Consider the following 16,893-nt stretch of genomic DNA (forward strand, 5'->3'; position numbering starts at 1 on the left):
AGGATGCTACCCTAGGAAAACTGTAATGGCATTGCTTGAAGTGAAAGATCTCAAGGTCCGGGTCGAGGATCGCGAAATCCTCCATGGGCTGTCGCTCACCGTGAACGAAGGCGAGGTGCACGCGATCATGGGGCCGAACGGCTCCGGCAAGTCGACGCTCTCCCACGTCATCGCCGGCAAGCCGGGCTATGAGGTTACGGGCGGACAAATCCTGTTCCGCGGCGAGGACCTGCTGGAGATGGAGCCGGACGAGCGCGCTGCCAAGGGCGTGTTTCTGGCGTTCCAGTATCCGGTCGAAATCCCCGGCGTCGCCACCATGAACTTCCTGCGTACCGCGCTGAATGCGCAGCGCAAGGCGCGCGATGAGAGCGAATATTCGACGCCGGACTTCCTGAAGAAGGTCCGCGAAGTCGCAAATTCGCTCAACATCCCGCAGGATATGCTCAAGCGCGGCGTCAATGTCGGCTTCTCCGGCGGCGAAAAGAAGCGCAACGAGATCCTGCAGATGGCGCTGTTCGAGCCGAGCCTCTGTATCCTCGATGAAATGGATTCCGGTCTCGACATCGATGCGCTCAGGATCGCGGCCGACGGCGTCAATGCATTGCGTTCGCCCGAGCGCGCGATGGTCGTGATCACCCACTACCAGCGGCTGCTCAACTACATCGTGCCGGATTTCGTGCATGTGATGTCGCGCGGTCGCGTGGTGAAGAGCGGCGATGCGCAGCTGGCGCTGGAGCTTGAGGCCCAAGGCTACGCTCAATTCGAGAATGCCGCGTAAGATGTAAACGGACTTCGTGATGAACATTGCGTTGGCAAAGACCGGAACCGGCCGCACGGTGAGCGATCTCTTCGCCACCGCGAAAAGTCGGCTGCCGGGAACGGCGAACATCGCCGAGGCACGCCGCCAGGCGTTCGAGGCTTATGAGCGCCTCGGCCTGCCGCATCGCCGCATCGAGGAGTGGAAATATACCGATCTGCGCATGCTGATGCGCGAGGTGTTGCCGCTCGCCGCCGAGCCGGACGCAACAGCGCTGTCGCGCGCGGCCGATGCGCTCAAGGCCCAGGCAATCGAAGGCGCGCACCGGCTGGTGCTGGTCGACGGCATGTTTGCGCCGGAACTTTCCGACACCGCCGCGCTCGGGACCGATGTGAGCCTGAGAACGCTCCAAAAGGTCCTGGAGAACGACGCAAACGCTGCGAGCGGCGATCTGCTACAGACCACCTCGACCGATGCTGTGATTTCGCTCAATGCGGCATTGGCGACCGATGGTGTCGTGCTCACCGTCGCCGACGGCGCAAAACTCTCCGCGCCGATCCAGATCATCCATGTCGCCACCCAAGCCTCAGTTTCGGCCTTCATGCGCTCGAGCGTGCGGGTCGGCAAGGGCGCGCGGGCGACCATTGTCGAGAGCTTTGTCGCAGCCGCCGATGCGGCTGCCTATCAGGTGAACGACGCCGTGATCCTCTGGATCGGCGACGGAGCCGATGTTTCCCATATGCGGCTGATGGACGACGCGCCCGATGCGGTGAACATAACCTCCGCGATCGTGACGGTCGGCGGCAAGGTCAAGCTCAACTTCTTCAACATGACCATCGGCGGCGCGGCCAGCCGGCTACAGGGTTTTATTACGCTCGCCGGCGAGGGCGGCGAGCTCTCCGTCAATGGCGTCAAACTCCTGAAGAAGGCCCAGCACGGTGACATCACGCTCGTGGTCGATCATGCGGTGCCGCACTGCACCAGCCGCGAGACGTTCCGAGCCGTGGTCGACGACCGCGCGCATTCGGTGTTTCAGGGCCGTATCATCGTCCGTCCCGGCGCGCAGAAAACCGACGGCAAGATGGAGACGCGGGCGCTGCTGCTCTCCCATGAGGCCGAGGCGGACAACAAGCCTGAACTCGAGATCTTTGCCGATGACGTTTCGTGCGGCCATGGCGCAACCGCCGGCGCGCTTGACGAAAGCCTGCTGTTCTATCTGCGGGCGCGGGGGCTTGCCGAGAAGGAAGCGCAGGCGCTGCTGATCCAGGCCTTTGTCGGTGAAGCGATGGAGCAGATCACCGATGACGTTTTGCGGGAGTTCGTGATTGCCGCGGCAGCGCGCTGGCTGGAGGCAAGGGGATGAGCATCCATCCGGCGGTCGCCAACGGCTCCTACGATGTCGCGCGCGTGCGCGAGGATTTTCCGGCGCTGGCGCTGAAGATCTACGGCAAGCCGCTGGTCTATCTCGACAACGCGGCCTCCGCGCAGAAACCGAATGCGGTGCTCGACCGTATGGCCGAGGCCTACAAGACCGAATACGCCAATGTACATCGCGGCCTGCATTACCTCGCCAATGCCGCGACGGAGGCTTACGAAGGCGCCCGTACCAAGGTAGCGCAGTTCGTCAACGCCCGGCGTAGCGAAGAGATCATCTTCACCCGCAACGTCACCGAGGCGATCAACCTGGTTGCCTCGTCATGGGGCGAGCCCAATATCGGGCAGGGCGACGAGATCGTGCTCTCGATCATGGAGCACCATTCCAACATCGTGCCCTGGCATTTCCTGCGAGAGCGGCATGGCGCCGTCATCAAATGGGCGCCGGTCGACGACGACGGCAATTTCCTGATCGAGGAATTCGAGAAGCTGCTCTCGCCGCGCACCAGGCTGGTGGCGATCACGCAGATGTCGAATGCGCTCGGCACGCTGGTTCCGGTCAAGGAAGTCGTCAGAATCGCCCATGACCGCGGCATTCCCGTGCTGGTCGACGGCGCGCAGGGTGCCGTGCATCTGCCGATCGACGTCCAGGACCTCGACTGCGATTTCTACGCCTTCACCGGCCACAAGGTTTACGGCCCGACCGGCATCGGCGCGCTCTATGCCAAGCATGAGCACCTGGTCGCGATGCGGCCGTATAACGGCGGCGGCGAGATGATCCGCGAGGTCGCAAAGGACTGGGTCACCTATGGCGACCCGCCACACAAATTCGAGGCCGGAACCCCGCCGATTGTGCAGGCGATCGGGCTGGGGGCTGCGATCGATTACGTCAATTCGATCGGCAAGGAGCGCATCGCCGCCCACGAGCACGACCTGCTCACCCACGCCCAGGAGCGCCTGCGCGAGATCAATTCGCTACGGCTGATCGGCACCGCCCGGCAGAAGGGGCCGGTGATCTCCTTCGAGATGAAGGGCGCCCATCCCCATGACGTCGCGACCGTGATCGACCGCCAGGGCATTGCGGTGCGCGCCGGCACCCATTGCGTGATGCCGCTGCTCAAGCGCTTTGGCGTGATGGCGACCTGCCGCGCTTCGTTCGCCTTTTACAACACGCATGAAGAGATCGATGTACTGACGGGCGCGCTCATCAAGGCTCAAGAACTTTTCTCATGAGCGAGCGAGCCGCCTCGAAGTCCAGTACAGATGGCGGGCGTCGGATGTGACGCGAAGCGTCGCCCGATGCGCGAAACCTCAGAGCGCACGACTTCCGCGCGGGGGGACCTTTTTTGATGCTGCTTAAGAGCGGCGACATGTATCCGCACAAGGACATCGGCGAGCCGCTGGTCTATCCGAGCGATACTGGAACCGTGCGGCAGAGTTGGCGCTTCTCGGTGATTCCTTCGACTCGCTTGGTTCCATGGCAGGCCATCTTCGTCGTCATGCGCGCTCGCGAGGTGGTTGGTCTCCGGTGAACCAACTGATCTCTCCGTATAGCCGAGGTTTCAAGCATAGTGCCTCAACGCGTATGACCTAGTGTGGCCTGGACGTAGGCGCGCATGTGGAAGGTCACGAAGAGGTCGCGCGGGCAGGCTGAGATGCTCGCGCAAGCCGAGCTCCTCGAACAGCGCCAGCGGGTCGACCGCGACGATGTGGTGGCTGGCGGGACTTATAGCATTCGGATCAGGATGGGGCCGAGGCCACTCAGAATTGCGCTTGAGCATAGGTCGGCCTTCGCGGTGATGGATGGTGCTGGCGGACCGACCCGGCTGACACAGCTCGGCAGCTGGTTCGCTTAGCGGGCCGGCCAAGTACCGCAAGTCTTCCGCGGCTTTGCGATCCGCGGTGAAATGTCACGCCTAGAGCACGATGGGTTTAGGTTTGGTCATATCCGGCGTTGGCAAAGTAGTTTGCGCATTCGGCCGGTGAGACGGTGTCAAGGATCGGCGCGATGGCCTCGTAGACAGCCTCGGTGGTTCGCTGCGCGGCTTTACGCAGCCAGTGTTTGAACTTGGCGAAGAACTGCTCGATCGGGTTCAGATCGGGCGAGTATTTCGGCAGGTAGAAGAGCCGGGCGCCGGCGGCACGGATGGCACGACGTACAGCGTGGGCCTTGTGCGAGCCGAGATTGTCCATGATGACGATGTCGCCGTGCCGCAGCGTCGGAACCAGAACCTGCTCGATGTAAAGAAGGAAGGTCTCGCCGTTGATCGGCCCCTCGATGAACCAGGGAGCGGTGATGCGATCGTGGCGCAAAGCGGCCATGAAGGTCATGGTCTGCCAGCGGCCGTGCGGCACCTTGGCTTTGATGCGTTGACCGCGCGGTGCCCAACCCCGCAGCGGCGCCATGTTGGTTTTGGTCCAGGTCTCATCGATGAACACCAGGCGGGAGGGATCAATCCGATCCCGATACTTGGTCCATTGCGCCCGCCGACGGGCGACATCGGGACGGTCCTGCTCGGCGGCAATCAGCGTCTTTTTTTGTAACTGAGCTTCTCCGCGTGGACGAACTCCCACATCGTACGGTAATCGACCTTGAGGCCTCGCTCAGCGAGTTCGGCCACCAGCCCACGTATGGTAAAATCCTTCCGGCATCGTTGGATCAGCCATTGGCGGTGCGGCCCTGCGATCTTCTTTGGCCTATAGCCACCGATCTGGTCCGGCTTGACGCTGCCGGTCTCATGGAAGCGCTGTACCCAATTGATCGCCGTGCTGATGCCCACCCCAAATTGGGCCGCGGCCTGATGCCGCGACAGGCCGCCTTTGATGACAGCCCTCACTACCCGCTCACGAAGGTCGTCGGAATAAGGTCGTCCCATCCATGCTGGCCTCCATTCCAGCCAGCATGTTGAATCAGAACCAACCCGATTTGGGAATCCCCAATCGATTCAAACTAGACCCATCCCGCTCTAGTGCGCCGTTGTTTTGTTCCGAACAGGATCAAGCAAGGACGTCTGTGGACACTTTCCGATGTCGGGTTTGCAACAACAGTCTGTCTTGCCTCGCGAACAGGCTATCTACTTCCAAATGCGCTGATTTTTGTGTTCACGCAGCGCTGGCACGGTCGTTGCAAACTTGTGGCCGAGAGCCGTATCGCAACAGGAAATCTCTTGAAGGATATCAGCATGAGTCTCGCCGAGAGCCAGAGCATCGCAGAAATCAAAGCCCGCAACAAAGTGCTGATCCAGGAGGTGCTGAAGGTCTATCCGGAGAAGACCGCGAAAAGACGTGCTAAGCACCTCAACGTTCACGAGACCGGCAAGTCGGACTGCGGAGTCAAGTCCAATCTCAAGTCCATCCCGGGCGTGATGACAATACGCGGTTGCGCCTACGCGGGCTCCAAAGGGGTTGTCTGGGGACCGATCAAGGACATGATCCATATCAGCCACGGTCCGGTCGGCTGTGGACAGTACTCGTGGGGCTCGCGGCGCAACTATTACGTCGGCACGACCGGCATCGATAGTTTCGTAACCTTGCAGTTCACTTCCGACTTCCAGGAAAAGGATATTGTGTTCGGCGGCGACAAGAAGCTCAACAAGATCATTGACGAGATCCAGGAGCTGTTCCCGCTCAACAGCGGCATCACCATCCAGTCAGAATGCCCGATCGGCCTAATCGGCGACGACATCGAGGCGGTGTCTAGAGCGAAGTCGAAGGAATACGGCGGCAAGACGATCGTGCCGGTCCGCTGCGAGGGCTTCCGCGGCGTGTCACAGTCGCTCGGGCATCACATCGCGAACGACGCCGTGCGGGACTGGATATTCGACAAGATCACGCCCGAGAACAAGCCGAAATTCGAGGCGACGCCGTACGATGTCGCGATCATCGGCGACTACAATATTGGTGGCGACGCCTGGTCATCCCGAATACTGCTGGAGGAAATGGGCCTGCGCGTGATCGCCCAGTGGTCCGGCGACGGTTCGCTGGCCGAGCTCGAGGCAACGCCGAAGGCCAAGCTTAATGTGCTGCATTGCTACCGCTCCATGAATTACATCTCCCGCCACATGGAGGAGAAGTTTGGGATTCCGTGGTGCGAATACAACTTCTTTGGGCCCTCAAAGATTGCGGAGTCGCTGCGCAAAATCGCCGGCTATTTCGACGACAAGATCAAGGAGGGCGCTGAGCTGGTGATTGCAAAATATCAGCCGCTGGTGGACGCGGTGATCGCAAAATATCGCCCGCGACTGGAGGGCAAGTCGGTAATGCTATTCGTCGGCGGATTGCGTCCGCGCCATGTGATCGGCGCTTATGAAGATCTCGGCATGGAGGTGGTCGGCACCGGCTACGAGTTCGGGCACAATGACGACTATCAGCGCACCGCCCAGCATTATGTGAAGGACGGCACGCTGATCTACGATGACGTCACGGGCTACGAGTTCGAACGCTTCGTTGAGAAGATCCAGCCTGACCTGGTCGGCTCGGGGATCAAGGAAAAATACGTGTTTCAGAAGATGGGGGTGCCGTTCCGGCAGATGCACTCCTGGGACTATTCAGGTCCGTATCATGGCTATGACGGTTTTCCGATCTTCGCGCGCGACATGGACATGGCCATCAACTCACCGATCTGGAAAAAGACAAAGGCGCCGTGGAAGGACATCCCGAAGCCGAAACTGTTAGCTGCAGAATGACGCAAGTGGCCAGCTCTCTGCTGAGAGCCTGAGCCGACATTGTTCACGATTTTCGAAAAGGTCCTACCAATGGCGCAGAATGCAGAGCACGTGCTCGATCACTTCGAGCTGTTCCGCGGTTCGGAATACCAGCAGATGCTGGCCAACAAGAAGAAGATGTTCGAGAATCCCCGCGATCCCGCGGAGGTCGAACGCATCAGGGAATGGGCAAAAACGCCCGAATATCGCGAAAAGAACTTCTCGCGGGAAGCGCTGATGGTAAACCCAGCCAAGGCCTGCCAACCGCTCGGCGCGGTGTTCGCCTCAGTTGGCTTCGAGGGTACGCTGCCCTTCGTCCACGGCTCCCAGGGCTGCGTGGCCTATTACCGTAGCCATCTGTCGCGGCACTTCAAGGAACCGACCTCCTGCGTCTCATCGTCCATGACGGAAGACGCTGCGGTATTCGGGGGCCTGAACAACATGATCGACGGGCTCGCCAACAGCTATAATATGTACAAGCCCAAAATGATTGCGGTTTCCACCACCTGTATGGCGGAGGTGATCGGAGACGACCTCAACGCCTTCATCAAGACGTCAAAGGAAAAGGGCTCGGTTCCGACGAATTTCGACGTGCCATTCGCGCACACGCCAGCCTTCGTGGGTAGCCACGTCACCGGCTACGATAATGCGCTCAAGGGGATCCTGGAACATTTCTGGGGTGGAAAGGCCGGAACAGCGCCGAAACCCGAGCGCGCGCCTAACGAGAAGATCAATTTTATCGGCGGCTTTGACGGTTACACTGTCGGCAATATCCGCGAGATCAAACGCATCTTCGAACTGATGGGCATCCAGTACACCATCCTCGCCGACAATTCCGATGTATTCGATACACCGACCGACGGCGAGTTCCGGATGTATGACGGAGGCACCACGCTGGAAGACGCTGCGAACGCGGTTCACGCCAAGGCGACAATCTCCATGCAGCAGTGGTGCACGGAAAAGACGCTGCCGTTCATCGCCAACCATGGCCAGGAGGTCGTGGCTTTCAATCATCCGGTGGGCGTGTCTGCAACGGATGAGTTCCTCATAACGTTGTCGCGCATTAGCGGCAAAGACATACCGGAGGAACTGACGCGAGAGCGCGGCCGCTTGGTCGACGCGATGGCTGACTCCAGCACGCATATCCATGGCAAGAAATTCGCGATCTATGGCGATCCAGACCTCTGCTACGGGTTAGCTGCCTTCCTCCTCGAACTTGGCGCCGAACCGATCCATGTGTTATCCACTAACGGCAACAAGGCCTGGGATGAGAAGATGCAGGCGTTGTTTGCGAGCTCGCCCTTTGGGCAGAACTGCCACGCATATCCGGGGCGAGACCTCTGGCACATGCGTTCGCTCTTGTTCACAGAGCCCGTCGATTTCCTGATCGGTAACACCTATGGCAAGTATCTGGAGCGCGACACCGGCACGCCACTGATCCGCATCGGCTTCCCAATTTTTGATCGGCATCACCATCACCGCGCTCCGGTGTGGGGCTATCAGGGCGGCATGAACGTGCTGGTGAAGATTCTCGACAAGATTTTCGACGAGATCGACAAGAAGACCAACATTGCCGGCAAGACCGACTATAGCTTCGACATCATTCGTTGATGGCGAAGGACGCGCGCCATCGCCGTCAAACATCGGCGATGGCCTAAGCGCGCGATGGCTTGATCTTCGCAGATAACCTCGGGTTGGGAAAGTAGACGGATGAGTTCGCTATCGGCCACGATCCAGGACCTCTTCGACGAGCCCGGCTGCGCCAAGAACGCCAACAAGTCGGATGCCGACCGCAAGAAGGGCTGCACCAAACAGCTGCAGCCGGGCGGCGCCGCGGGTGGCTGCGCCTTCGACGGTGCCAAGATCGCGCTGCAGCCTTTTACCGACGTCGCCCACCTGGTGCACGGTCCGGTCGCCTGCGAAGGTAATTCCTGGGACAACCGCGGTGCGGCCTCTTCTGGCGCCAGCATCTGGCGTACCGGCTTCACCACTGACATGAACGAAACCGACATAGTATTTGGGGGCGAGAAGCGTCTCTACAAGGCAATCAAGGAGATCATCAACAAGTACAACCCGCCGGCCATCTTTGTCTATCAGACCTGCGTCCCAGCCATGATCGGCGACGACATCAACGCGGTCTGCAAGGCGGCTTCGCGGAGGTTCGGCAAGCCGGTCATTCCCGTGAATTCGCCGGGCTTCGTCGGCAGCAAGAATCTCGGCAACAAGCTCGCCGGCGAGGCCTTGCTCGAACATGTCATCGGCACGCAGGAGCCGGACTACACCACGCCCTACGACATCAACCTGATCGGCGAATACAATCTCTCCGGCGAGCTTTGGCAGGTCAAGCCGCTGTTTGACGAACTCGGTATCCGCATTCTCTCCTGCATGTCGGGAGATGGCAAATATCGCGAAGTCGCCTCGTCGCACCGGGCACGAGCCGCCATGATGGTGTGTTCAAAGGCGATGATCAATGTTGCGCGTAAGATGAAGGAGCGCTACGGCATTCCGTTCTTCGAGGGGTCGTTCTACGGCATCCAGGATTGCAGCGGCTCGCTGCGCGAGATTGCGCGGCTGTTGGTCGAACGCGGCGCTCCTTCCGAACTGATCGAGCGCACCGAGGCGGTAATCGCGCGCGAGGAAGCGCGAGCCTGGGCCGCGATTGAACCGTACAAGCCGCGCTTCAGAGGCAAGAAGGTCTTGTTGATAACCGGCGGCGTCAAGTCCTGGTCGGTCGTTGCTGCGCTGCAGGAGGTGGGGCTCGAGCTGGTCGGCACCAGTGTCAAAAAGTCCACCAAGAAGGACAAGGAGCGCATCAAGGAGCTGATGGGGCAGGATGCCCACATGATCGAGGACATGACACCGCGCGAGATGTACAAGATGCTAAAGGACGCGAACGCGGACATCATGCTCTCCGGCGGAAAATCACAGTTCGTCGCGCTGAAAGCGGCGATGCCCTGGCTCGACATCAACCAGGAGCGTTGCCACGCCTATATGGGCTACGTCGGTATCGTGAAGCTGGTCGAGGAGATCGAGAAGGCGCTGTTCAACCCGATGTGGGAGCACCTGCGTCGACCGGCGCCGTGGGACGAGGTGAGCAAGAATTGGCAGACCAGGGCGATCGCGCAGATGGATGCGCGGGCCGAGATCGCGGCCCATCCGGCGCTGGCGGAGAGGACCCGGCGCGCCAAAAAGGTCTGCTTCTGCAACATAGTCGATCTCGGCGCGATCGAGGATGCGATCCGCTCGCATGGCCTGACCAGCGTCGAGGCAGTCAGACAGCACACCAACGCGGTCGGTGGCTGCTGCAGGCGCCGGATCGAGCACGTGCTAGCGGCCATGGCAGTCTCCTTGCCGCCTGCCAAGCTGCAGGCCGCCGAATAGGACGGCGTCATGGCCATTGTCACCAAACCGAAGAAGGCCTGCACGGTCAACCCGCTGAAGATGAGTCAGCCGATCGGCGGCGCGTTCGCCTTCATGGGGCTGCGTGGGGCGATGCCGCTTCTGCACGGCTCGCAAGGATGCACATCATTCGGACTCACACTGTTTGTGCGGCACTTCAAAGAGGCGGTGCCGCTTCAGACCACTGCCATGAGCGAGGTGGCGACCGTGCTCGGTGGCTACGAAAATGTCGAGCAGGCTTTACTCAACATTTACAATCGGACCAAACCGGAGATCATCGGTATCTGCTCGACTGGGGTGACCGAAACGAATGGCGAGGATGTCGACGCCTACATCAAGCTGATCCGCGAAAAGCACCCGCAGCTCGCCACGTTTCCTCTCGTCTATGTCTCGACGCCCGATTTCAAGGACGCGTTTCAGGACGGCTGGGAAAAGACGGTGGCGCGCATGGTCGAGGTGCTGGTGGAGGCGCCGGCGCTCGAGGCGGAGCGCGATCTCGCGCGGGTGAATGTCCTCCCCGGATGCCACCTGACGCCGGGCGATCTCGATGAACTCAGGGCCATCCTGGAGGATTTCGGCCTGAAGCCATCCTTCCTGCCTGATCTGGCAGGATCGCTCGACGGGCATATCCCTGACGAGTTTACGCCGACGACCATCGGCGGCATCGGGGTCGACGAAGTTGCGAGCATGGGGCAGTCCGGCTGGACCATTGCCATCGGTGCGCAGATGCGGCGGGCGGCAGAAGCCATGCAGGCCAAGACCGGGGTGCCGTTTCGCCTGTTCGAACGGCTGTGTGGCCTCCTCCCCAACGATGAATTCATCGCTTTCTTGAGCCAGATCAGCGGCTGCCCCGTGCCATCAAAATATCGGCGCCAGCGCGGCCAGCTCGCCGATGCGATGCTGGACGCGCATTTCCATATCGGCGGCCGCAAGCTTGCGATCGGTGCTGAGCCCGACCTCTTATTCGACCTGTCCAGTATGCTGCATGAGATGGGTGCGCAGGTCACGGCGGCCGTGACGACCACGCAGTCGCCGGTGCTGGATCGGATCAGGACCAAGGAGGTGCTGATCGGCGATCTTGAGGATCTGGAAGAGCTTGCCAAGACAAGGAATTGCGATCTGCTGATCGCGCATTCGCATGGCCGGCAAGCGGCGGCGCGGCTGAAGATTCCGTTTTATCGTGCGGGCTTTCCGATGTTCGACCGTATCGGCGCTGGACACCAGCTTTCTGTCGGCTATCGCGGCACGCGAGATCTGATCTTCGATATCGCCAATCTCGTGATCACCGACCGCGAGGAACATCACCAGCCGACGCCCGACACCTGGCGGATCACTGACAGCGGCCTGCAGGTCCGGCCGCCGGGGCTTCATTGACTCAACCGAGAGGACGACTGCATGAAAGTTGCATTCGCAACCCAGGACTTGAAGCGCGTCGATGCGCATTTTGGCTGGGCCAAGAACATTGCCATCTATGATGTCGGGCTCGACGGGCACAAATTCGTTGAGGCGATTCAGTTCGACGGCGATCTCAAGGAAGACGGCAACGAGGATAAGCTCGTCCCCAAGATTGAGGCGATCAAGGATTGTGCCATCCTCTATGTCGCCGCCATCGGTGGTGCCGGTGCCGCACGGGTGGTGGCCAACAACATCCACCCCATGAAGGTGAACCAGCCCGAGGACATCCTGAGCTTGGTCGAGAAGCTCCAGGGCGTCCTGAAAGGGACCCCGCCGCCTTGGCTGCGCAAGGTCCTGGCAAAAGGCCAGGAGCGCACGCTCGATTTCGAGGAGTGAGGACGATATGACTGAGGCCGCAGACATCGTGCAAACCGACAGCGCCCTCAATACGCCGTTCGTGAGGGAGCTGGTCAAGATTTGGCGCGCCGAGGACACCCATGGTGCTTGGGACGGCAAGAGCGATCTCGATCTGCTCGAACCCTATGTCCTGGACAAGGAGAAGCGGCGTGCGTTGCCGATCGTCGGAGATCCTGATCCGGACACGATCTGGCGGCTGGAACTGTTCTTCAATACGGTCGCGCTTTCGATCGAGAGGGCGACGGGTGTGATGATCCAGCCGATGCTGAAGATGCACCATGAAGGCTTTGGCCGCATGGTGCTGATCGGTGGCCGGCTGATCGTAGTGAATAAGCAGCTGCGCGACGTGCACCGCTTCGGCTTCGACAATCTCGCAAAGCTTGCGGCGGAAGGCGACAAATATGTCAAGGGCGGCATCAAGATGATCCAGAGATTTCCCGACGTGGCGAACTACTGAGGGCAGCTCATGAGCGATCTCGAAACGCTGAAAGCAGAGTTAAAGAAACTATCGGCCAAAGCGACGCAGGCCAAAATGGACCTGCACGACCTGTCGGAGGAATTACCCGCCAACTGGACCTCGATCATGGCGGTGGCGCAGAAGGCGCACGATGCCTTTGCCGCACTTGAGCGCAAAAGCCGGGATCTGAAAGCGTTGAAGAAGGCGTAAAGGGTCTGATCATGTCATTTGCCACACGGGATGGCCGCGACTGGACCCCGGACTATCTGATCTCAATCGATGCCAAAAAGTGCATCGGCTGTGGCCGCTGCTTCAAGGTCTGTGGTCGCGACGTGATGACCTTGAAGGGGATCAACGAGGAGGGCGGTCTTGTCGATCTCGACGATGACGAAGACGATGAGATCGAGAAGAAGGTTATGGTGATGAATGACCAGGGCGCCTGCATCGGCTGCGGCGCCTGCGCCCGGGTCTGTCCTACCAACTGCCAGACCCATGTGCCCGCCTCGGTGGAAGCGGCTTGAGAGGCGCCGTTGTCCAACTCTCCCATGGACCGAAGAGAGATGCAACGCGAAGCATCGGGCGAGGAGACTCTCCATATGCTGCGCTCGCGGATAGGGGGGCCTCCCGCCCGATCCTCTCGCGAGGGGGAGGGAGGATCCCTCGGCCCGTCGTCCTCATCGCAGCGATGCCGAGGAGTTCACCGAGCTAACGCCCCATAACACTCGCGGTGCCCAATTTCCCGCGACTTGGTGCCTCGGCGAGTTTTGGGCGCCGATCAGTTGAACGTCCGGAGCTCCTTGTTGCCAGCGTCTCCCGATAACCTGCACAGAAGCGGACGAGCATTCCCCTGTTCATTCGACCCGATCGGCAGCACAGCGAAACCGGATCTTTAAACACGCTACGCACTGTTATGTCGGGACGGATCAAACGGTCTAATCTCAATATCAACGCGCACGATAGATGGTTCAAGCAACAATTGTCCAGCGCGGAAAAGATGGCCAATCGGGGTATGGTACTGCTAGCCCTGCCGCGCGCACTTTCTCAAGATCGGAGGGTCCACTCGTTGTTTGCTCTGGTTTTAGGCGTCATCTCGCTGCTCTACGCGACCGTGGGCCAGGCGGGCGGGACCGCGTTCCTAGCGTTAATGGCGTTCGCCAGCTTTCCGACGTCCGAGATGCGTCCAACGGCGCTCGCGCTCAACATCGTCGCTGCGACGTACTCGACCTGGGTTTTCAATCGCAAGAAAGTCGTTGATTGGCGGAAGTTGCGGCCGCTTCTGGTTTCGTCACTGCCGACGGCTCTAGCCGGCGGATTTATCGTGCTCGACAAGCATGTCTACAAGACCGCGACGGGTATCGTATTGCTGCTCGCCGGCGCGACGACGATCTTGCGGCGCGAACCGGCTGCCGATCAGGATGGCGAAACGCCGATTTGGGGTGCGTTGAGCATGGGGGCCGTCGTCGGATTGGTCTCGGGTCTCACCGGCGTGGGCGGCGGCATCTTCCTGGCGCCTGCGCTTATCGCTCTGGGCTGGGCCTCACCGAAGCAAGCTCCAGCGCTTTCGGCTCCTTTCATCCTGGCGAACTCCGTCGTGGGGTTCGTCGGCGCTCTACTTGCCGGACAAACTCCGTCTTCCTACTTCGGTCTCTATGCGACGGCCGTGCTGGGCGGAGCCATCATAGGAACCGCAATCGGCCTGCGATGGCTGGGCCAGATTGCAACTAGGCTTGTTCTAGCGGGTATTCTTGTCGCCGCCGGCTTACAGCTGATGTTCTTCTGATGACCGCTAAGGGCATTTCGACCGAGACGACGGTCTTTGCCTACCATCTGATGTCGGCTTCGCTCCAAAAGCAACTGGTTGCTCGGCCTGGGGGAGCATTGTGTTGGGCCAGATGCTTGTGATTCAAACTCCCAAACTTGGCTTCGAATCATGCGCCATGAACTCGCCGATTATGAATGGACCGGTATCAAGCCCATCCTTCCCAACAAGCCGCGTGGGGTTCCCCGGGGTAACCGAATAGACGATTAGCGTGCCGCGATCGAGCATTGCCTTTAGCTCGTCCAACAAGCAGCCGGCAAAGTCGGACGCGAAGAAGTCAATTTCTGTAGCAGCAGCGGAGATGGGCTTTAGGAAAGCCATGAGCACCAATGCTCGCGCGAATCCGTCGATCGTGCGTCGGTCGCAATGAGTTGTGGTCGTGCTTACGGCGCGGCCGCCGGATTGCCAGGACCGTGAGGCGCTCTGGCGCTTGCGCAATTCTTGCAGGGGGGATTGCAGGGTGATCAATGAAAGGCTTCTTGCCATGCATGAGCAGCGGACGCAGCCGAATACCGCCTATGCGATCTGCGGTTTCAACGACATTCCAAGCCAGCGGGCCAGGGGCTTCTATCTCATGAGGGTCGACGAGAACGGCAGCCCCAGCCCGTGGTCCATTGTTGTGGTGCGCTGGGGCAAGCGGGTATTTGGCTATCTCAACAAATGCCCGCATGACGGCGTCAATCTGGACTGGGAACGAAACCAGTTTCTTGATCCTAACGGCATGCGGCTGATGTGTGGCAAGCACGGTACGACCTTCGAGCTCAGCACGGGCCGCTGCCTTGAGGGTCCGTGCAAAGGCAGCGGGCTCATTCCCATCACGTTGACGGTGTTGGACGGCGATATCTGCGTGACCGGTGTACGGCTTGTCGAAGAGGAGGACGATCTCCGCGGCGAATGCTGAAGCCGGCGCTCAGACAGGCCGGTTCTCGTTGCGGTTTTTCACTGGCTTCATCCTCTTCAGCGCATCTTCGTAACAAATCTCGTCATAGGACGCATCGAGATCCTTGGCTGCGTCGAGCAGGTAATCGAGCTTGCCGCCCGCGTCGAGTTTCTTGATGTCGTTCTTGTCGACCCCGACAAGGTCCATCATCTCCTTCCAGACGGTGGATTCATCGCACGGTAGTACGTGGAAGGTGATCTGGCCCAGCTTGGTCCGGTATTTCGCCAACAGGTCTATGTTGTTGCAGAAAATGAAGTAGCTGCCATCGGGGCTCAGCGCGCCGTCAAGAACTTTTGCCACATCGGCAAGATAGGCGAAGGAGTGCAGATAGCCGGCCAGCACCGGAATCGTACTTTCGCCTTCCTGCGCGACTGTTAGTACCTGCTCGATCGAGTAGTCCGGCGGCCGTTTCTCGTCCGCGACCTGGGCCTGGAATTTCAATGCGATATCGCCCCGAAAGCCGAACCGGCCCGGCTTGCTGGTCCCGGCTTTGAGTACGGCGTTGAGCAGGCGCCCCTCTTTGTCCAGCCGGCCGAGCGCAGTGTTGTCGATTGTAGTCATGAAAAATCGTACTCGATCTAAGGCAATCGCCGGACACGCCGGCAGCGCGAGAGGCAATGCAAATTGTCTGCCGCCGCGTGCCTAGCGTTTCATTGGCATAACGCTAAAGAAAACACGCAAGCGCGCCGCGATCCCTCGAATAACCTTGTCAGGAACCCGACGTGGGTTACAAAGCCAACACTCGCGACTCGAAGGGGGTCAGTATCATCGAGCGCGTGCGCGCTGGCATGCGGGTTGCCAATTTCGCAGGCGCGACTGAAGCAAAGGGAGGTGAGCCATAGCCAATCTGACGGATTAGCGCAGTGAATGCGGTCAGAACACGATCTCAACATCGGCAAAGCCGGCAGCGGGCCAGTCTTTTTTGGTTTCGCCTCGCTTCGTCATCAGCGATGGACTGTCTCTGATACCCGCCTCATTCGGGAGCTGGAGCTAGCCCTTGGTGGGTGATCTCCCTCGCTTCGCCTTGATTCTGGCCCAGGCAGCCATCGCTCGGGACCCACCCAGCAGTTTTACGTTGAGCCGGCCGCCGGTGAACAGCATATCATTGAGCGCTTCCTCGATGTCGGCTGTGATGACCGAATTTCCGCCGTTACGCGCGATGCTTGATTGCGCGATGCGCCGCATGAGTTCCTTGATGAAAGCGGCGCTTAGGCCTTCAGTACGGTGCACGGCCTCGGCAACGATCTCCGCATCAAGCGGCAGTCGCATGCCATAAAGCCGGATCAGCTTGCGGCGACCGGTCGTATCGGGCAGCAGGGGAAATTCTTGAGCTTGAATGCGGTCCTGCGCTTCCTCGAGAAGTGCTTTTGCAACTGAGGGAGGATAGCGGGCGCAGATAGATAGCCTTGCTCCGCTGAGCGAGGGATTTTGCAGGCGCAATGGCATCCCGCTCCTGGTTGCCGAATACCTCGCACAGCAGCCCACGACGAAACCGAGAGGCGTCTCATCGTCATTGTGAAGAACAATCTGAATGGGCGCAGCGCCTGCGCAGCCCTTGTCCAGCCCCGGTGCCTGTTCTTGTCGTTCGGCCTCGTTTCTCATGAAAATAGCTCTCGATCTAAGCTCATCACC

Annotated in this window: 18 protein-coding genes; 14 read left to right on the top strand and 4 right to left on the bottom strand. The window is 60.0% G+C overall.

Annotated elements, in window-relative coordinates:
- Positions 1 to 25: 25 nt before the first annotated feature.
- The 4 genes from sufC (at position 26) to ACVJGD_RS38735 (ending at position 3,663) form a co-directional block, all read left to right on the top strand.
- On the top strand, positions 26 to 778 hold the full coding sequence (sufC, locus tag ACVJGD_RS38720; RefSeq protein WP_456639105.1) for a Fe-S cluster assembly ATPase SufC: 753 nt from the start codon (positions 26 to 28) through the stop codon (positions 776 to 778).
- 19 nt (positions 779 to 797) lie between these two features.
- Positions 798 to 2,120 (top strand): Fe-S cluster assembly protein SufD, encoded by a 1,323-nt coding sequence (gene sufD, locus ACVJGD_RS38725; RefSeq protein ID WP_456639106.1) that lies wholly within the window; start codon positions 798 to 800, stop codon positions 2,118 to 2,120.
- Positions 2,117 to 3,364: a cysteine desulfurase gene (locus ACVJGD_RS38730; protein WP_456639107.1), complete on the top strand. Its 1,248-nt coding sequence runs from the start codon at positions 2,117 to 2,119 to the stop codon at positions 3,362 to 3,364. The genes sufD and ACVJGD_RS38730 overlap by 4 nt, the downstream gene beginning before the upstream one ends.
- Positions 3,365 to 3,480: 116 nt before the next feature.
- Entirely contained in the window at positions 3,481 to 3,663 is a 183-nt protein-coding gene (locus tag ACVJGD_RS38735; protein ID WP_456639108.1) for a hypothetical protein, read from the top strand.
- 400 nt (positions 3,664 to 4,063) lie between these two features.
- Here ACVJGD_RS38735 and ACVJGD_RS38740 read toward each other — a convergent pair.
- Positions 4,064 to 5,007, bottom strand: a protein-coding gene (locus ACVJGD_RS38740) for an IS630 family transposase (RefSeq protein WP_456639109.1) whose coding sequence is annotated in 2 segments (ribosomal slippage) — positions 4,064 to 4,669 and positions 4,672 to 5,007 — 942 coding nt in all. Because the reading frame shifts where the segments join, the coding sequence is not laid out codon by codon here.
- A 306-nt stretch (positions 5,008 to 5,313) separates the two neighbouring features.
- Here ACVJGD_RS38740 and nifD point away from each other — a divergent pair.
- From nifD to ACVJGD_RS38785, 9 genes are all read left to right on the top strand, one after another.
- On the top strand, positions 5,314 to 6,816 hold the full coding sequence (gene nifD, locus ACVJGD_RS38745; protein ID WP_456639110.1) for a nitrogenase molybdenum-iron protein alpha chain: 1,503 nt from the start codon (positions 5,314 to 5,316) through the stop codon (positions 6,814 to 6,816).
- A gap of 69 nt (positions 6,817 to 6,885) precedes the next feature.
- A complete protein-coding gene (nifK, locus tag ACVJGD_RS38750; protein WP_456639111.1) occupies positions 6,886 to 8,445 on the top strand; it encodes a nitrogenase molybdenum-iron protein subunit beta in 1,560 nt (519 codons plus the stop codon).
- A 99-nt stretch (positions 8,446 to 8,544) separates the two neighbouring features.
- Positions 8,545 to 10,215: a nitrogenase iron-molybdenum cofactor biosynthesis protein NifE gene (gene nifE, locus ACVJGD_RS38755; protein WP_456639112.1), complete on the top strand. Its 1,671-nt coding sequence runs from the start codon at positions 8,545 to 8,547 to the stop codon at positions 10,213 to 10,215.
- Positions 10,216 to 10,224: 9 nt separating this feature from the next.
- Complete coding sequence (gene nifN / locus ACVJGD_RS38760) at positions 10,225 to 11,607, top strand: nitrogenase iron-molybdenum cofactor biosynthesis protein NifN (RefSeq protein WP_456639113.1); 1,383 nt, start codon at positions 10,225 to 10,227, stop codon at positions 11,605 to 11,607.
- 21 nt (positions 11,608 to 11,628) lie between these two features.
- The gene (nifX, locus tag ACVJGD_RS38765) at positions 11,629 to 12,024 is read left to right on the top strand and encodes a nitrogen fixation protein NifX (protein WP_456639114.1); all 396 of its coding nucleotides are present in this window, start codon (positions 11,629 to 11,631) and stop codon (positions 12,022 to 12,024) included.
- A gap of 7 nt (positions 12,025 to 12,031) precedes the next feature.
- On the top strand, positions 12,032 to 12,502 hold the full coding sequence (locus ACVJGD_RS38770; protein ID WP_456639115.1) for a NifX-associated nitrogen fixation protein: 471 nt from the start codon (positions 12,032 to 12,034) through the stop codon (positions 12,500 to 12,502).
- Positions 12,503 to 12,511: 9 nt separating this feature from the next.
- Positions 12,512 to 12,712, top strand: coding sequence for a CCE_0567 family metalloprotein (locus ACVJGD_RS38775; RefSeq protein WP_456639116.1), 201 nt, complete (start codon positions 12,512 to 12,514; stop codon positions 12,710 to 12,712).
- A gap of 11 nt (positions 12,713 to 12,723) precedes the next feature.
- Entirely contained in the window at positions 12,724 to 13,023 is a 300-nt protein-coding gene (gene fdxB, locus ACVJGD_RS38780; protein WP_456639117.1) for a ferredoxin III, nif-specific, read from the top strand.
- A gap of 542 nt (positions 13,024 to 13,565) precedes the next feature.
- A complete protein-coding gene (locus tag ACVJGD_RS38785) occupies positions 13,566 to 14,282 on the top strand; it encodes a sulfite exporter TauE/SafE family protein (RefSeq protein ID WP_456639118.1) in 717 nt (238 codons plus the stop codon).
- A 123-nt stretch (positions 14,283 to 14,405) separates the two neighbouring features.
- On the opposite strand, the gene ACVJGD_RS38790 is transcribed toward ACVJGD_RS38785, so the two are convergent.
- Entirely contained in the window at positions 14,406 to 14,789 is a 384-nt protein-coding gene (locus ACVJGD_RS38790; protein ID WP_456640606.1) for a hypothetical protein, read from the bottom strand.
- Between the two features lie 16 nt (positions 14,790 to 14,805).
- Between ACVJGD_RS38790 and ACVJGD_RS38795 the strand changes: the two genes are divergently transcribed.
- Complete coding sequence (locus ACVJGD_RS38795; protein WP_456640515.1) at positions 14,806 to 15,222, top strand: Rieske (2Fe-2S) protein; 417 nt, start codon at positions 14,806 to 14,808, stop codon at positions 15,220 to 15,222.
- Positions 15,223 to 15,231: 9 nt separating this feature from the next.
- On the opposite strand, the gene ACVJGD_RS38800 is transcribed toward ACVJGD_RS38795, so the two are convergent.
- Both ACVJGD_RS38800 and ACVJGD_RS38805 read right to left on the bottom strand, forming a co-directional pair.
- Complete coding sequence (locus ACVJGD_RS38800) at positions 15,232 to 15,822, bottom strand: hypothetical protein (protein WP_456640516.1); 591 nt, start codon at positions 15,820 to 15,822, stop codon at positions 15,232 to 15,234.
- A gap of 429 nt (positions 15,823 to 16,251) precedes the next feature.
- Positions 16,252 to 16,863, bottom strand: coding sequence for a hypothetical protein (locus tag ACVJGD_RS38805; protein WP_456639119.1), 612 nt, complete (start codon positions 16,861 to 16,863; stop codon positions 16,252 to 16,254).
- Positions 16,864 to 16,893 lie beyond the last annotated feature (30 nt).

The sequence above is a fragment of the Bradyrhizobium sp. USDA 10063 genome (assembly GCF_054063735.1).

Coding starts and splice junctions, on each gene's coding strand:
- sufC (WP_456639105.1), top strand. CDS start 26: ATGGCATTGCTTGAAGTGAAAGATCTCAAGGTCCGGGTCGAGGATCGC.
- sufD (WP_456639106.1), top strand. CDS start 798: ATGAACATTGCGTTGGCAAAGACCGGAACCGGCCGCACGGTGAGCGAT.
- ACVJGD_RS38730 (WP_456639107.1), top strand. CDS start 2,117: ATGAGCATCCATCCGGCGGTCGCCAACGGCTCCTACGATGTCGCGCGC.
- ACVJGD_RS38735 (WP_456639108.1), top strand. CDS start 3,481: ATGCTGCTTAAGAGCGGCGACATGTATCCGCACAAGGACATCGGCGAG.
- nifD (WP_456639110.1), top strand. CDS start 5,314: ATGAGTCTCGCCGAGAGCCAGAGCATCGCAGAAATCAAAGCCCGCAAC.
- nifK (WP_456639111.1), top strand. CDS start 6,886: ATGGCGCAGAATGCAGAGCACGTGCTCGATCACTTCGAGCTGTTCCGC.
- nifE (WP_456639112.1), top strand. CDS start 8,545: ATGAGTTCGCTATCGGCCACGATCCAGGACCTCTTCGACGAGCCCGGC.
- nifN (WP_456639113.1), top strand. CDS start 10,225: ATGGCCATTGTCACCAAACCGAAGAAGGCCTGCACGGTCAACCCGCTG.
- nifX (WP_456639114.1), top strand. CDS start 11,629: ATGAAAGTTGCATTCGCAACCCAGGACTTGAAGCGCGTCGATGCGCAT.
- ACVJGD_RS38770 (WP_456639115.1), top strand. CDS start 12,032: ATGACTGAGGCCGCAGACATCGTGCAAACCGACAGCGCCCTCAATACG.
- ACVJGD_RS38775 (WP_456639116.1), top strand. CDS start 12,512: ATGAGCGATCTCGAAACGCTGAAAGCAGAGTTAAAGAAACTATCGGCC.
- fdxB (WP_456639117.1), top strand. CDS start 12,724: ATGTCATTTGCCACACGGGATGGCCGCGACTGGACCCCGGACTATCTG.
- ACVJGD_RS38795 (WP_456640515.1), top strand. CDS start 14,806: ATGCATGAGCAGCGGACGCAGCCGAATACCGCCTATGCGATCTGCGGT.
- ACVJGD_RS38800 (WP_456640516.1), bottom strand. CDS start 15,822: ATGACTACAATCGACAACACTGCGCTCGGCCGGCTGGACAAAGAGGGG.
- ACVJGD_RS38805 (WP_456639119.1), bottom strand. CDS start 16,863: ATGAGAAACGAGGCCGAACGACAAGAACAGGCACCGGGGCTGGACAAG.